The 14828-nt window shown below is 40.6% G+C and carries 20 protein-coding genes, 1 tRNA gene, 1 rRNA gene and 1 riboswitch; of the genes, 17 read left to right on the forward strand and 5 right to left on the reverse strand.

Going from position 1 to position 14828, the window contains the following annotated elements; genetic code table 11:
* Positions 1–9: 9 nt before the first annotated feature.
* The 11 genes from EV579_RS14145 to EV579_RS14195 all read left to right on the forward strand — a co-directional run bounded on the left by EV579_RS14145 (position 10) and on the right by EV579_RS14195 (position 6086).
* A complete protein-coding gene (locus tag EV579_RS14145) occupies positions 10–888 on the forward strand; it encodes a hypothetical protein (protein WP_076839872.1) in 879 nt (292 codons plus the stop codon).
* A 10-nt stretch (positions 889–898) separates the two neighbouring features.
* Positions 899–1228 carry an XkdW family protein gene (locus tag EV579_RS14150; RefSeq protein ID WP_073207171.1) on the forward strand — a complete coding sequence of 110 codons (330 nt, stop codon included), beginning with the start codon at positions 899–901 and terminating at the stop codon, positions 1226–1228.
* Positions 1225–1398, forward strand: a complete 174-nt coding sequence (locus tag EV579_RS14155) for a phage portal protein (protein ID WP_073207168.1) — start codon at positions 1225–1227, stop codon at positions 1396–1398. The genes EV579_RS14150 and EV579_RS14155 overlap by 4 nt, the downstream gene beginning before the upstream one ends.
* Positions 1399–1405: 7 nt before the next feature.
* Complete coding sequence (locus tag EV579_RS14160) at positions 1406–2533, forward strand: pyocin knob domain-containing protein (protein WP_073207165.1); 1128 nt, start codon at positions 1406–1408, stop codon at positions 2531–2533.
* Between the two features lie 48 nt (positions 2534–2581).
* Positions 2582–3967, forward strand: a complete 1386-nt coding sequence (locus EV579_RS14165) for a hypothetical protein (RefSeq protein WP_073207162.1) — start codon at positions 2582–2584, stop codon at positions 3965–3967.
* A gap of 12 nt (positions 3968–3979) precedes the next feature.
* Positions 3980–4300 carry a hypothetical protein gene (locus tag EV579_RS14170; RefSeq protein WP_133744657.1) on the forward strand — a complete coding sequence of 107 codons (321 nt, stop codon included), beginning with the start codon at positions 3980–3982 and terminating at the stop codon, positions 4298–4300.
* Positions 4297–4440, forward strand: a complete 144-nt coding sequence (locus EV579_RS14175; protein WP_034624530.1) for an XkdX family protein — start codon at positions 4297–4299, stop codon at positions 4438–4440. The genes EV579_RS14170 and EV579_RS14175 overlap by 4 nt, the downstream gene beginning before the upstream one ends.
* A gap of 36 nt (positions 4441–4476) precedes the next feature.
* Positions 4477–4689 (forward strand): BhlA/UviB family holin-like peptide, encoded by a 213-nt coding sequence (locus EV579_RS14180; RefSeq protein WP_017367922.1) that lies wholly within the window; start codon positions 4477–4479, stop codon positions 4687–4689.
* 11 nt (positions 4690–4700) lie between these two features.
* The gene (locus tag EV579_RS14185; RefSeq protein WP_019743388.1) at positions 4701–4964 is read left to right on the forward strand and encodes a phage holin; all 264 of its coding nucleotides are present in this window, start codon (positions 4701–4703) and stop codon (positions 4962–4964) included.
* A gap of 19 nt (positions 4965–4983) precedes the next feature.
* Positions 4984–5787 carry a peptidoglycan recognition protein family protein gene (locus EV579_RS14190; protein WP_024423241.1) on the forward strand — a complete coding sequence of 268 codons (804 nt, stop codon included), beginning with the start codon at positions 4984–4986 and terminating at the stop codon, positions 5785–5787.
* A gap of 116 nt (positions 5788–5903) precedes the next feature.
* On the forward strand, positions 5904–6086 hold the full coding sequence (locus EV579_RS14195; protein ID WP_024423240.1) for a hypothetical protein: 183 nt from the start codon (positions 5904–5906) through the stop codon (positions 6084–6086).
* A 53-nt stretch (positions 6087–6139) separates the two neighbouring features.
* Here the strand turns inward: EV579_RS14195 and EV579_RS14200 are convergent.
* Positions 6140–6211: transfer RNA gene (locus tag EV579_RS14200), tRNA-Ala, on the reverse strand.
* Between the two features lie 72 nt (positions 6212–6283).
* The gene (cudC, locus tag EV579_RS14205; protein ID WP_034284303.1) at positions 6284–6841 is read right to left on the reverse strand and encodes a choline uptake/conversion transcriptional regulator CudC; all 558 of its coding nucleotides are present in this window, start codon (positions 6839–6841) and stop codon (positions 6284–6286) included.
* A gap of 206 nt (positions 6842–7047) precedes the next feature.
* Between cudC and betB the strand changes: the two genes are divergently transcribed.
* Entirely contained in the window at positions 7048–8517 is a 1470-nt protein-coding gene (gene betB / locus EV579_RS14210; RefSeq protein ID WP_133744658.1) for a betaine-aldehyde dehydrogenase, read from the forward strand.
* 27 nt (positions 8518–8544) lie between these two features.
* Positions 8545–9753: an iron-containing alcohol dehydrogenase gene (locus tag EV579_RS14215; RefSeq protein ID WP_133744659.1), complete on the forward strand. Its 1209-nt coding sequence runs from the start codon at positions 8545–8547 to the stop codon at positions 9751–9753.
* A gap of 39 nt (positions 9754–9792) precedes the next feature.
* Here the strand turns inward: EV579_RS14215 and EV579_RS14220 are convergent, their stop codons facing one another.
* On the reverse strand, positions 9793–10272 hold the full coding sequence (locus tag EV579_RS14220) for a DinB family protein (RefSeq protein WP_024423236.1): 480 nt from the start codon (positions 10270–10272) through the stop codon (positions 9793–9795).
* A 207-nt stretch (positions 10273–10479) separates the two neighbouring features.
* Here EV579_RS14220 and EV579_RS14225 point away from each other — a divergent pair, with 207 nt between their 5' ends.
* The 3 genes from EV579_RS14225 to EV579_RS14235 all read left to right on the forward strand — a co-directional run bounded on the left by EV579_RS14225 (position 10480) and on the right by EV579_RS14235 (position 13281).
* Positions 10480–11010 carry an NfeD family membrane protein gene (locus EV579_RS14225; RefSeq protein WP_133744660.1) on the forward strand — a complete coding sequence of 177 codons (531 nt, stop codon included), beginning with the start codon at positions 10480–10482 and terminating at the stop codon, positions 11008–11010.
* 11 nt (positions 11011–11021) lie between these two features.
* Entirely contained in the window at positions 11022–12569 is a 1548-nt protein-coding gene (locus EV579_RS14230) for a flotillin family protein (RefSeq protein WP_024425881.1), read from the forward strand.
* Positions 12570–12726: 157 nt separating this feature from the next.
* Positions 12727–13281: a GNAT family N-acetyltransferase gene (locus tag EV579_RS14235; protein ID WP_133744661.1), complete on the forward strand. Its 555-nt coding sequence runs from the start codon at positions 12727–12729 to the stop codon at positions 13279–13281.
* Here the strand turns inward: EV579_RS14235 and EV579_RS14240 are convergent.
* Together EV579_RS14240 and thiT are read right to left on the reverse strand one after the other, a co-directional pair.
* Positions 13241–13429 carry a hypothetical protein gene (locus EV579_RS14240; protein WP_024423229.1) on the reverse strand — a complete coding sequence of 63 codons (189 nt, stop codon included), beginning with the start codon at positions 13427–13429 and terminating at the stop codon, positions 13241–13243. The genes EV579_RS14235 and EV579_RS14240 overlap by 41 nt on opposite strands.
* A gap of 92 nt (positions 13430–13521) precedes the next feature.
* Complete coding sequence (thiT, locus tag EV579_RS14245) at positions 13522–14097, reverse strand: energy-coupled thiamine transporter ThiT (RefSeq protein ID WP_024423228.1); 576 nt, start codon at positions 14095–14097, stop codon at positions 13522–13524.
* Positions 14098–14194: 97 nt separating this feature from the next.
* Positions 14195–14296: riboswitch (TPP riboswitch) on the reverse strand.
* Between the two features lie 434 nt (positions 14297–14730).
* Between thiT and EV579_RS14250 the strand changes: the two genes are divergently transcribed.
* Positions 14731–14828, forward strand: a 16S ribosomal RNA gene (locus EV579_RS14250); the annotation flags it as partial.

Below are 14828 nucleotides of genomic sequence, written 5' to 3' on the forward strand. Positions count from 1 at the left end.
AGAAATGAAGTGGACATAAAATCACCTTTACCGTTTGAAACCTCTGACAAAGCACATGCCAATTTGTTTAACCGGATGGTCGACACACTTGTGGAAAATGACAATGCGCTTAGTAAACAAATAGCAGGGATCACAAATGAAAGCTTATTCAAACTAACAGGGGATCAAGCCATTCAAGATGCAACAGTCAGCGGCGAGGAATATCCAATAGGTATTACATTCATGGATATTGGTCAAGCCAATGATACGGGATACCCTACAAGATTCGGCTTTGTGAAAAATGAAAAATATAGTAACTTTCGATTTGTTCAATATTATTATGGGACTGGAAACGAAGCAGGCAGCTATTTTGATAGCACAGGTACGTGGTGCCGTCATTGGTGGACTGGGTCGGGGTGGACCGAGTGGCATAAACTCTCTGGGTTCTGTCATGCCAATATAGGTACAACCGGGAAGCAGTTATTAACCAAGGGAGAGTATCAAAAAGTCCTTTTTAATCGAAAGATAAAAGACAGTCATAACAATTTTGATATCAAAAATAATCGCTTCATCTGCCCTGAAAACGGAATGTATTCAGTGAATGCTGGTGTGTATATTGAAAGCTTTCAACGGTATGCAAACTTTGAATTATCGATCTATTTAAATGGAAAAAGATATAAAAATATTTCACATCAAAGACAAAGTCCGACAAGCCCATCTGATACGTTGAGTTTTAGTATGGGACTTTATGGTTCTGCCAATGTACCGGCTAATAAAGGGGATTATTTAGAAATTTACATGTACGCAGGATATGACGGAGACGTTAGTCGTTATATATCAGATAACTCAGGCTGGTACAACTATTTTGACATTACAGAAGTAGGCGGCCGAAATTTCCCGCGAGTATAGGAGGGTTTTAATGATTTTATATGAAGCCATTAAATATAAATATCCCGATGCGGATCCGCAAAAGGATTTTGAACTAAGAAATGACGGTGCTGGTTCGTATATAGATGAATGGTATCTGGATGTGCCCAAACCAACAGAGAAAGAGTTGAAAAAATGGTGGGAGGAATCACAAGCAAATCCAAGGTATCAACCACCGCTCCCGCTAGATTATCTAGCACAAGAAGTAGCAAAAGAAAAACTGATGAGAAAACAGCTTGAACATCAATGTGATTTTCTATCAAACGAACTAAAAGCGCTAAAAAATGACATCCTTTTCATTAAAGGAGAGAGTGAAACATGAATTATTGGGTAATGGCATTATATTTCAAATGGGTGACACCTGGATTGGTCAAACAGGCAATTGAACTAGGTGATTGTTCAATGGAAGATCTAAATGAAGGATACGAGCAAAGGATACTCACTATAGAGCAGCTGCAAGAGATAGAACCAAATTTCAAGGCAAGGGAGTGAAAACCGAATGGAAATAAAAGAACCAAAACCATTTAACGTGAATGATAAAGCGCATGCAGATCTGTTTAATGACATGGTCAGAGTATTACTTGAAAATGATACTGGATTATTAGAGCATCTCTTAAAACATACAAATGATGGCGGAGTACATGCATCTGAAACAGAAAAGAAAAAATGGAATGAATCCCAGAGTTATAAGATCACGGCTGATAGTGGAAGACAGCTTATCAATGTGTCAGCCGGGGAAAGCATATTTGATGCGATAAAAGACAAAGGAACATGTACATTTTATGCAGCTGCTGGCGTGGAGGATTCACCTGCCTTACCGAATCTATCAATAAGAGGGCTGCAGACAGTAGGGCAAGAAAATATTGGATCTGGCTTTGCGATTGATATGTCAGGTAATGCTTATTTTTTCTATTATGATGCTGGACATACTTCGATTTCATGGACAAAGCTGCCTACAGAAAGTGATATGAATAGATGGGATAACGGTCAATTAGTAAAAATCACACAAGATAATGGAAAGCCCATTTATCATGGATTTGCTAGCGAAACAGACTATAACACCCTCACTCAGACAGGAATGTACCTCATTTATAACCAAGGTATAAACGGTCCATCATCCTTTAATCGAGTGTTTTTATTGGTCATGAGTTATGGCAGTACATTAGTGCAAATAGCATACGAATCTGTTTATGGGAAGAACACATACTTTAGAGTTCTTAAACACAATGCAGAATCATGGACACCATGGGAGAAGCAAATCACGCTATCAGATTTATTAGAAGGATCTTGGGAAACACCTAAAGAGATTAAAAGCAATTGGAAGGAATATGACCCTATTAATTTACCAGTAAAATATCGCAAGAATCTCCTAGGTGAAGTTGAGATAGTAGGAGCTGTAAAAGGTGGGACATTAGGAAATAATGCAGTGTTTAATTTGCCTGAAGAATATCGGCCGAAACAGGCAATGCATTTTGTAGGAGTCGCTTCTAGTATAGGGACTCCAGGAGTACCACAATTCCATCGCACCTTAATAGATAAAGAGGGTAATGTATGTGTACAATCATCTTCAAATAACGCCAATCCCACTGAGTTTATTACATTTGGTTTTAAGTTCAGCACAAGGTGAAACTAATAAAATCAATATTTAGAGCTGAAATATAAAAGGAGAATGTTCATGGAGATAAAGACACCTCGTTCTTTTAAAGTCAGTGACAAAGCCCATGCAGATCTGTTTAATGACATGATCAAGGTTATTCTTGAAAATGATGTTGGACTTTTGGATCAAATCAATCAACACAAAAATGATGCAACATCTCATGTATCTGTAACAGAAAAGCAGAAATGGGATCAATCTCAGTTATATAAAATGACAAATGATAACGGGTCCCAGTTGGTGAATATCCCTGCTGGCGGCAGTATTTATAACGGGATTAAATCGTTAGGTGCCTGCTCGTTCTATGCTCCGGGAGGTTCTGGAGTAGTCGATTCTCCTGCTATAGGTAATGCTGCATTAAGAGGCTTTCAGCTTGTAGGTCAAAATAATATTGGCGTAGGAATCGCGATTGACACATCAGGCAATGCATTTTGTTTTTCCTATCATGTGAATGACGTCGTAATTAACTGGCTCCAATTGCCGACACAAAATGAAAAAAACAAATGGGACGCAGGACAACTATCTAAAATCACTGCTGACGATGGAAAAGCTTATGAAAGAATTAATGCAAACGATCCTAGTATTTTAGATAAACTTATCAAATTACCGGGCGTGCATTCTTGGTATATTCATGAAGCACACCCCGATCTGCCTACAAAAAGTTCTATGAGGGCCTTATCAGTCTTTAGTGAAAATACTTATGGTTGGATCATTGGGGCGAATAATACAGGCGATGTATACATCAATCGATCGACGACAGATGTTACCGGTACTCAGCAAGAATGGAGCGGCTGGAAGAGGTTGAACGAGCACCCATTATTGAAAGCGAATGGAAATAGAATGCTTATTCCTACTGGTACAGATATACTCACTCTGCCTTCTGGTTTTTATTATGTCTCTGGAACGAATGCAGTAAATATGCCATCAACGACCGATGCTTCTTGGTTTAATGTAGATATTTTAGAAACGGGAAATAACCGCAAAACTTTTCATGTGAGTCGAAGCTATGATAACAGCCATTGGTACGGAACTACTCATACTGATGGAATCTTCAAGGGCTGGAAACAGCTAGTGACAAATGCTGAGTTTGAACATGTCACGTGGCTTAGTGTTACCTTAGACAAAAGTTCATCTATAGGGGATAGACCCGTTGAATATGTGAAATGGGGAAATTTGTTGTTGCTGAGAGGTCATCTAAAAGCAAATAGAGAAATCATCTGTGGACGGATTCCAGCCGAAGGTTTACCAGAGAAAGGTCTTGTGGTGTCAGTTCCCGTATCAGGTACAACGGGTCATAGTAAATTACTTATATATAAGACAGGAGAACTAAAGCTAACTGGTTTACTGGCAGCGAATGAAAGTGCAGTAACTGGCTACTATTTAGACACAGTCGTCCCATTAAATTAAGGAAGTGATAGTATGATACAAGTTTATGAGTACAATCATCAAAATGAATTGGTCAGACCTATAATAGTGTTTGAGAGGGATGATGAAGGAAATTATATCATTCCAGATCAATGCACAACAATTGCTCCACCCAATAATCCCTCTTTTTATAAAGCAGCTTTTGATGTGGAAAAACAACAATGGTATGAATCAGCGACACAGGAGTATATAGATAGCTTAAAACCAGCCCCTCTCCCGCCAAGTGATATAGAACTGTTAAAGAAACAAAATGCTTTATTATCTAAACAATTAACGCAGCTATTGGCTATGCAGACAGGGGGGACTTCAGAATGATGTTTCCAACTGTAGCAGATATCAAACAATTTTGGGACTGGCAATGTTACGGCCCAGAGGACATTGCATTTTATGTAAGCATCGGCTGGATCTCGGCAGACGACTACCAAGACATAACAGGAGACAAATACGAAGCCTAATGGCTTTATTTTTTTGTCGGAAAGAAGGTGATTCCAATGGAAGTAGATGTTGTTCAAAACTTAATGACCCAAGGCCCATTTGCCGTTCTCTTTTGCTGGATTCTGTTCTATGTTCTCAACACCACAAAGGAACGAGAAAACAAACTCAATGAGCAAATCGAGGCGCAAAATGATGTGCTAGCCAAGTTTAGTGAAAAGTATGACGTCGTGATCGACAAACTCGACAAAATAGAACGAAATTTAAAATAGGAGGAAAACTCATGAAAACATTCGACAAAGGCACTGTGATTCGCACAGTGCTTCTTTTTATTGCTCTGATCAATCAAACGCTTGTCATGTTTGGACAGACGGTGCTGCCGATTAGTGAGGAGCAAGTACAAACCGCAGGTGAAGCACTTTATGTGGCAGGTTCTACGATTTTTACTATGGTCACAGCAGTTATCGCTTGGTTTAAAAACAATTATGTGACCTACAAAGGCCAATTACAAAAAGATGCTCTGAAACAAAGAGGGCTAACAAAATAATACTTGAAGGAGAAACGACATGGTGAAAATCATTCAAGCATTGATCCCAAAACAACATCGCAACAGACCAGGAAACACGATGAAGCCGCTCTATATTACGGTGCATAATACTTCAAACAGTGCAAAAGGTGCTAATGCGGCCAGTCATGCAGCGTTTGTTGCACGTTCAAGTACCGGTGTCAGCTGGCATTACACTGTTGATGATCAGGTGATTTATCAGCATTTACCGTTAAACGAAAACGGTTGGCACGCAGGGGATGGCAGAGGCACCGGCAATATGAAATCAATTGGAATTGAAATTTGTGAAAATGCAGACGGCAATTTTGAACAAGCAGTTGAAAATGCCCAATGGCTCATTCGAAAGCTGATAGAAGATTTGGGGATTCCTTTATCAAATGTAGTGCCTCATAAACATTGGAGCGGGAAAGAATGTCCAAGGAAACTTCTCGGACGGTGGGATCAGTTTAAAGCTGGCATAGCCACAGCGCATACCGGCAGCAAAAGCACAAGAAAACCAGTTCAGGCAGAAAGCTTGAGCCACAAAGCACCCATTTCCAAAAAGAAATCGTCAAATCTGCCATCTGGCATTTTAAAAGTCACCAAGCCCTTAACAAAAGGCCCTCAAGTCACAGCCGTGCAAAAAGCCTTATCTTCTCTCTATTTTTACCCAGACAAAGGGGCAAAAAATAACGGGATTGACGGCTATTATGGACCGAAAACAGCGAATGCGGTCAAGCGGTTCCAGCTCATGAACGGCTTAGCTGCAGACGGAATTTACGGACCGAAGACGAAGAACAAAATCGAACAACTACAGAAGAAGTGATGATCTATAAAAAAAGCTATCAGCAAGTGAGGAAATACCTCCTTGCTGATAGCTAACAAAAAATGACATCATGTGTGATATAATCAACCAAATCACTATCATGAGAGGAGAGAAAAATGAAAAAGGAACTGTTCCAGATCATCATGCTGTCAGTGCTGCTCATCTATTTCATTTATCACGGAATGACGAGCGATTTCCCTGTGTCCTACACAATCATTCTCATCCTAACTTATCTTTCTGTGATTACATACCGCATCATAAAGGTATTAAGAAAAAACAAAGAACAAACAGAACTGTAAGAGATATGTACATAAAAAACCCATCCTTGATTTCTCAAGAATGGGTTTTCGTATGGAGCGTAGGGGATTCGAACCCCTGACCCTTTCGCTGCCAGCGAAATATTCTCCCACTGAACTAACGCCCCGAGGTATGACGACATAATTTATTATAATCAATCCTCCTGTGGAATTCAAGCTGTAAAACGTAATCACATCGTCTATTTTTCTTTCTGTTCAATCGGAATATAGTCAAAAATTTCACCAGAATGAACAGAATGGGCTAATCGTCTCAGCCAGTCATAATAGGCTTTTGAGCTTTCAAGCTGCTCAATGAGCTGCTGCGCTTCTTCTCTTACATGTTCCTCCAGCTGATCATCACGCGACACCTCTTGAAGCCGCTCTTGCGCTTCTTCAATTGCCGCTAAATTGACCTCGACCTCACGTTCCCATTTTTGCGGAAAGAAATTCGTGAAAAACTTAAAAAAGTCTTTTTCCGCAACAAAGCTGTGTTTTCTTCGGCCACGGTGAAACGTCTTTTTGACAATATTCATGTCTTGCAACTTTTTCACACCCGTGCTCATACTCGGCTTACTCATTTGCAGCTCTTCACGCATTTCATCCAGTGTCATTTCCTCATTTAAATACATCGTTCCATATAGAATACCTGCACTTCGTGTAATGCCGTAGAGATCCATCGTTTCAGCTATGGAATCAATGACTAGATCTTTAGCAGCTAAAATACGATCTTCTGCTTGCGGTTTTTCCTGCTTTTTCATTTTGTCCCTGCTTTCTATTAAGAAAATTCAATCCGTTCAAAAAAATCTTTATGGACTATATGTTAACGAAAGAATACAAAATGTCAAAATAAATGAAGCATATCTCCCTTTGACAGAAAAATTTGAACATGATAAGTTAATTATGTTCAAAACGTTAAATTTTTATTTAACAAACTTACCAAAGAGAATCAGAGGAGGTTCCTTCTATGAGTCAAACACTATTTATAGACGGACAATGGGTTGGCGCTAAAAGTACCGACACACGGGATATCATCAATCCGTTCAATCAAGAAGTGATCGCGACAGTCAGCGAAGGATCTAGAAATGACGCGCAGCTAGCCATTAAAGCAGCGAGAAAAGCCTTCGATCAAGGGGACTGGGCAAACCTGCCTGGACTTGAAAGAGGAAATATTGTGTTTAAGATAGCTGAATTGATTAGACGTGATCTTGATGAACTAGCCAAATTGGAATCGCTTGATACAGGCAAAACATTAGAGGAAAGCAAAGCAGATATGGACGATATTGCGAACGTGTTCCAATATTACGCAGGTCTGGCTGATAAAGATGGCGGGGAAATCATTGCATCACCAATTTCAAACTCGAAAAGTGAATTAGTCAGAGAGCCTGTCGGTGTATGCGGACAAATCACTCCTTGGAACTATCCATTGCTTCAAGCAAGCTGGAAAATCGCTCCTGCACTTGCGGCGGGAAATACAATCGTTTTAAAGCCAAGTGAAATCACACCACTCACCACAATAAAAGTATTTAAACTCATGGAAGAAGCGGGCGTTCCAGCAGGCGTTGCAAACCTAGTGCTTGGACCTGGGGCAACCGTTGGGGATGAGCTTGCTGTAAATGATCAAGTAGATCTGATTTCATTTACAGGCGGTATTGAAACAGGAAAGAAAATTATGCAGGGAGCCAGCGGGAATGTGAAAAAAATAGCCCTTGAGCTTGGCGGAAAGAATCCGAATATTGTGTTTCAAGATGCTGATTTAGACGTAGCGGTTGACCAGGCAATGAATGCTGTATTTTTCCATGCAGGGCAAGTGTGTTCAGCAGGTTCACGTTTGCTGGTGGAAGAATCTATTCATGATGAATTTTTAGAAGAACTGGTGAAGCGTACGAAAAAAATCAAGCTAGGCAACGGCTTTGATGAAGACACCCAGAGCGGGCCGCTCATCTCAGCTGAGCATCGAGAAAAAGTAGAAAAATACGTCAGCATCGGTTTAGAAGAAGGCGCTAAGTTAGAGACAGGCGGAAAAAGACCTGACGCAGAGGAGCTGCAAAATGGCTTCTTCTACTTGCCGACCATTTTCTCAGGCTGCACGTCAGATATGCGGATTGTACAGGAAGAAGTCTTTGGACCTGTCCTGACAGTCGAATCCTTCCGTACAGAGGAAGAAGTCATCAAGCTGGCAAATGATACGATTTATGGATTAGCAGGAGCTGTGTGGTCTTCTGATATCAGCAAGGCCGAAAGAGTGGCTCGACAATTAAGATTGGGCACGGTTTGGATCAATGACTTCCATCCTTATTTCGCTCAAGCACCTTGGGGTGGCTACAAGCAATCAGGCATTGGGCGCGAATTAGGACGCACGGGACTTGAAGAATATACCGAGCTGAAGCATTTATATCGAAATACAAAACCTGAAGCGGTTCATTGGTTTAAATAAAAATTAAACATTTGGAGGAGATTCTTTATGACACTAAATATGAAAATTGAAAGCATGCAGAAATTCCACACATTTGAAATTCCGACTGTTATCAAACACGGCATTGGTGCAGTGAAACATGTTGGGGAAGAAGTGAAAGCATACGGCGTTTCAAAGGTATTGCTTGTAACAGACCCAGGTATTTATCAAGCCGGCGTGGTGGACCCAGTCATTGCTTCATTAAAAGAAGCGCAAATCGATGTCGTACTATTTGATAAAGTAGAACCAAATCCGCCAGTCCGTCTAGTGAACGAAGGATCTGCTTTATATGAAAAAGAAAGCTGTAATGGATTAGTCGCAGTAGGCGGCGGCAGCTCAATGGATACAGCAAAGGCAATCGGAGTAGAAGCGACCCATGAAGGCTCAGTCCTTGATTACGAAGCGGCAGAGGGGAAAAAACCGCTTGAAAATAGAATCCCGCCTTTAACCACTATTCCGACAACAGCTGGTACAGGTTCAGAGGTAACGCAGTGGGCGGTCATTACTGATGAAGAAAGAGAATTCAAATTCAATACTGGTGGACCTCTCATTGCAGCTCATCTAACAGTAATTGATCCAGAGCTTCATGTGTCCATGCCGCCTCATGTGACAGCAATGACTGGAATTGACGCGCTTGCTCACGCGATTGAATGCTATACGATGAAATTTGCTCAGCCGATTACAGATGCGGTAGCGCTCATGGCAATTGAATATGCTGCTCATTATATTCGCCGTGCCTTTGCTGATGGCGAGGACTTAGAAGCCAGATATGGAATGGCACAAGCTGCGATGCTTGCCGGGCTTTCTTATGGAAGTGAATCAGCTGGAGCTGCACATGCGATGAGTCAAACACTCGGAGGTATTATTCCTGTCGCTCACGGTCAGTGTGTTGCAGCGTTGATGGGACCAGTGATGGAGTATAACTGGAAAGGGTATCCGGAAAAATTCGCTCGAATTGCGCAAGCGTTTGGGATTGATACAAGCAGAATGACAACAGAGGAAGCAGCCAAAGCAGCTGTGAACTGGATGTATGATTTAGTGGAGGATTTAGAAGTTCCTTCATTAGAAGAACAAGGTGTATCAAAAGATATGATTGATCGTTTATCTAAAGAAGCGATGAAAGATCCGCAAACAGTTGGAAACCCAAGAGATTTAAACGAAAAAGCGTACAAATGGATTTATGCTCGCTGCTTTGAGTTAACACCTAAAACGGTGTAACAATGAAAAAAGGCTCCCAAAAGGGAGTCTTTTTTATGTCTATAGTTGTTCTTTAATTTCTTTGATTTGATGAATATGGCGTTTTTCGTGTGCACCGATAAAATCAAGGTATTGCTTAAGGGATAGCTCTTTAAACACAGGGTGTGCAATGACGCGTTTGAAATCTTCCTCAGTAAATGTTGATAAAATTTGATTGAGCTGCTCACGTGCAGTATCGAGCTCATCCTTTAAATGTGTAGGTGTTACATGCTTGCGCTCAGGCTCAACAATACTAGGCGCAGTGGCTTTTTTCGAACGGTCCTCTGCCATTTCTACCGGCTTTGGTTCATATTCTTTAATTGGTGCTTTTTTACCCTCAGCTGCTAGATGTTTTGCTGCAACTAGGTCCATTTTCTTTAAATGATCTGCTACCTCTTGAATACTCCAAGTATCATCAGATAATTTTTGGTTCAATTGTTCTTCGCTCAAACCTTGCAGCTCGTGCCACAATTCTTGTCTCGCTTCATGTAATAAACTCATTTTCTTCATCACCTCAAGATCAAATTTTAACATAATGGTACATGACAATCATTCTTGAGCTATCCGAAAATCCCTTTGAAGAATTGTGATGAAATATGAAACCTTTACAAAAGTGGTTCGTATTACCTGTTAGAAGGAATACATTGGAGGTGGGTGAGGTCTAAATGAAACAAAAGATGTTCATTTCATGAAGAAAGGGTGAGGAAGATGGATGTGTTCGGGCTGCCTCTTCAGACGCTGTATTTATACATATTAATGATATCAGGAATCCTGACACTTGTTTTCGTCTTTTTCGGCGATGTATTTGATGGATTGTTTGAAGCGTTCCCTGTTCCATTCCTTCAACCAACATTGATCCTCGCATTTCTTACCTTTTTCTCGGCTGGAGGGTTTATCTCTGAAAAAACAGCAATTGTAGGAAGTGGACTTGGCGCAGGATTATCTGCCATCCTCGCAGTGATCCTTGTGACCTGTTTGAATGTATTTGTACTAGTCCCGCTTTCCTCTGCTGAAGAATCTCTCTCTTATACGGAGGCCGATTTAAAAGGAAGAACTGGGGAGATCATTGTATCTGTTCCAAAAGACGGATTTGGAGAAGTGCTGTTAATCAGTAATAGCGGGAAAATCTCAAAGCCAGCTGTCAGTTTCGACCAAGAGGAGATTCCATATGGAACCCGTGTGCTAGTTGTCGAAGTGAACAAAGGCGTCTTATCTGTTATACCAAATGAAGAAATCTAGGAGGGAATGCTATGCCAGGAACAACGATTTTAGTGATCATTGGAATTGTGCTTGTGATTCTTATTGCACTTATTGGTGTATTTGTTTCTAAATACCGGACAGCAGGTCCAGATGAAGCATTAATCGTCACAGGAAGTTACCTAGGAAGTAAAAATGTCCACGTGGATGAAGGTGGAAACAAGATTAAGATTGTGAGAGGCGGCGGTACCTTTGTACTTCCAGTCTTTCAACAAGCAGAGCCGCTCAGCTTACTATCTAGCAAGCTAGACGTTTCAACACCTGAAGTCTATACCGAACAAGGTGTACCAGTCATGGCGGATGGAACAGCCATCATTAAAATTGGCGGATCGATTGAAGAAATCGCGACTGCTGCAGAGCAATTTTTAGGGAAAACAAAAGAAGACCGCGAAAACGAAGCGAGAGAAGTATTAGAAGGCCACCTTCGATCCATCTTAGGATCAATGACAGTTGAAGAGATTTATAAAAACAGAGAGAAATTCTCTCAAGAAGTACAACGTGTCGCTTCTCAAGATTTAGCGAAAATGGGTCTTGTCATTGTATCGTTTACGATCAAAGATGTTCGTGATAAAAATGGCTATTTAGAATCTCTAGGTAAACCAAGAATTGCCCAAGTAAAACGCGATGCAGATATTGCAACAGCTGAAGCAGATAAAGAAACACGTATCAAACGTGCGGAAGCAGATAAAGATGCGAAGAAATCTGAGCTTGAGCGTGCTACTGAAATCGCTGAAGCAGAAAAGATCAATGAGCTGAAAAGAGCAGAATTCAGACGTGAACAGGATACGGCGAAAGCAAGTGCTGACCAAGCGTACGATCTAGAAACAGCTCGTAACCGACAGCACGTAACTGAACAAGAAATGCAAGTCAAAATCATTGAGCGTCAGAAACAAATTGAATTAGAAGAAAAAGAGATTCAGCGTCGTGAACGTCAATACGATTCTGAAGTGAAAAAGAAAGCAGATGCGGACCGTTATGCTGTTGAGCAGTCAGCTGCGGCGGAAAAAGCGAAACGCCTCGCTGAAGCAGATGCGAAGAAATACAGCATCGAAGCAATGGCCAAAGCAGAAGCTGAGAAAGTCCGTATTGACGGGCTTGCCAAAGCGGAAGCGGATCGTGCAAAAGGGGAAACAGAAGCAGAAGTCATTAGACTAAAAGGACTTGCGGAAGCGGAAGCGAAAGAGAAAATTGCGGAAGCGTTCGAACAGTATGGTCAGGCAGCCATTCTTGATATGATTGTGAAAATGCTACCTGAATATGCGAAGCAAGTATCTGCACCACTTTCTAACATTGATAAAATTACTGTTGTGGATACGGGCGGTAACGGGGAAGGCAGCGGTGCTAATAAAGTCACTGGCTATGCCACAAACCTCATGTCCAGTCTGCAAGAAAGCCTGAAAGCATCCTCTGGAATAGATGTGAAAGAAATTATTGAGAACTTTTCTGGCAAAGGCAATGTGAAGCAAAGCATTCAAGAGCTGACAAACGAGATCAAACAACCAAGAAAAAGCGAAAAAGCGAATCATCAAATAGAAGAATAAAATCAAAAGACACCTTCCAGCAGAAGGTGTCTATTTTTTATAGAAGAAGTTTTAACCATTGAAAGGTATGCCCACAAAAAACAGGCCATTGAATTCTACGTATTAGGAATTTATGATAATGAAGATAGGGTGTAAAAAACTAAAAGGAGTGGTGCGGATGAAGGTGAGACATGCTGTACATCAAGATATTCCTAAAATCGCCGAAATACATGTGAAGAGCTGGCAGACGACTTATCAAGGCATTATTAATCAGGATTATTTGGATGGTTTAAATATAGAAGATCGAGAAGAGAGCTGGAGAAGAAGGTCACTTGAAGGGACGTTTGTCGCAGAAGATGCGGATGGCGTATTTGGTTTTGCTTCTTTCGGAAAACAACGTGACGAACGTTATTCTACATATGATGGAGAGCTATATGCCATCTATTTATTACAACAGAAACAGAAATCAGGTGCGGGTATTGCCTTAATTGCTAAAGGTGTCGATTATTTAATAGAAAAAGGGTATCAGAAGTTGATGCTATGGGTGTTTGAACAAAATTCGGCAAAACAATTTTATCAAAAACTTCAACCTAGTTTTGTCGTTACCAGCCAGTTCGAGCTGGCTGGCGAGAACCATAATGAAATAGGGTATGGATGGGAGCTGTCTATATTGAATAACCATGTACAGCGAATTAAATCGTCAGCTTCCAGTAATAATGAGAGAAAAAAGTGAAGAGCACAGCAAGCAACATGTAAGAAATAAACGGTGAAGCTTCTACTTTTCCTTTCACGCCTGCTATTTTTAAAGCTTCATAGAAGCCTGCCAAAAAATAAGCAAGACTGAGAATATAACAGCACAGCATAATGGAGTAAGGGCTCATTGTCGTACCTCCAGCATGAAATCTTCTACTATTAATAGATTCCATAGAGCAGCAAATTATGCATAAAAAAATAACCAGCTGAAATCAGCCGGTTATTTTTGATGAGGAAAAACCAAACGGGATGCACTTGGGATAAGTATACAAAGAACAATACTGCAAATAATAAATGAAGGAACCATATATGTGCTGTTATAAACTAAAGAATAAACCCATCCTGGTGTTCCTTTCGGTGCATATTGAGAAAAGAAAACGACGCCAGAAATAAAGAACGTCAGCAGCCTGAAGAAACTAGCAATAAAAACAGCTAGGGTAATATAGAAGAATTGCTGTTTTCGCTTTTGATCCTGAATGGCTTTTTTGATCAGTCCAGAAAACAGGCCGCTTAAAGAAATGACAACAGATGCAACGAAGTAATCGAGGAATCCTTGAACAGGTGTAGCGATGATCGGGCTATTCATCAGCTGAAGACCTGCGATTAACACACCGATGATAAATCCGGTAGATATTCCCCATCTAATAGACATGAGAATGACGGGAATCATAATCAGCGCAAGAGAACCGCCATTGGGCATTCTTAAAAAGAGACCTGATAAGTAATCTAATACAAGTGCAAGTGAAGTCATAATTGCGATTTCCATCAGTCGTACCAATTGATTTGATTGCTGCATAAAAAAATCTCCTTTTTCATGAATTGAGCAAGGAGAGACCGTGTAAGGATGAGTATGTTATTCATAGAAAACATATCGATTTGAATACACCGTATGTATTCAAGTGATTCCACATTCCTACTTCAGTATTAACTGACAGGTTCAAAGGGTCAGAACAACGAATGTTCACTCTCAGCACAAAGCTCCCCCTGCGGTTATTTAGTTTCAATCTATTATAAATATACTAAAGACCTGCAGGATCAACAATAGATAATTCCCGAGATAAGCAGCATTTGTATCAATATATAGGAAGAGATAAGGAAAAATAAATTATTTAGAAAAAATACTTGTTTCTTCTTTCAAAAGGTGTTATATTTGTATTCGCCGCTGAAACAGCGCGGTTGATAAATAACATTAAGAAAAAAGTTGTTGACTTTATCTTGATAGAATGTTATATTAATAAAGTCGCCTCTGAGAGACGGCGGAGATGATCTTTGAAAACTAAACAAGACAAAACGTACCTGTTAATTCGAGTTTTTATAAAAAATCCTATGATACTTCATAGGTAGTCAGTCAAACTGGCGAGGCAGGAAGTGATCACATGCTAAGTTCGCTACATCGTGTAGCAACGCATGTGTGATATGCATCCTGCATACCTCGGAGAGTTTGATCCTGGCTCAGGACGAACGCTGGCGGCGTGCCTAATACATGCAAGTCGAGCGGACAGAAGGGAGCTTGCTCCCGGATGTTAG

The organism is Bacillus sp. BK450, from assembly GCF_004364885.1.
Classification (GTDB): domain Bacteria; phylum Bacillota; class Bacilli; order Bacillales; family Bacillaceae; genus Bacillus; species Bacillus safensis.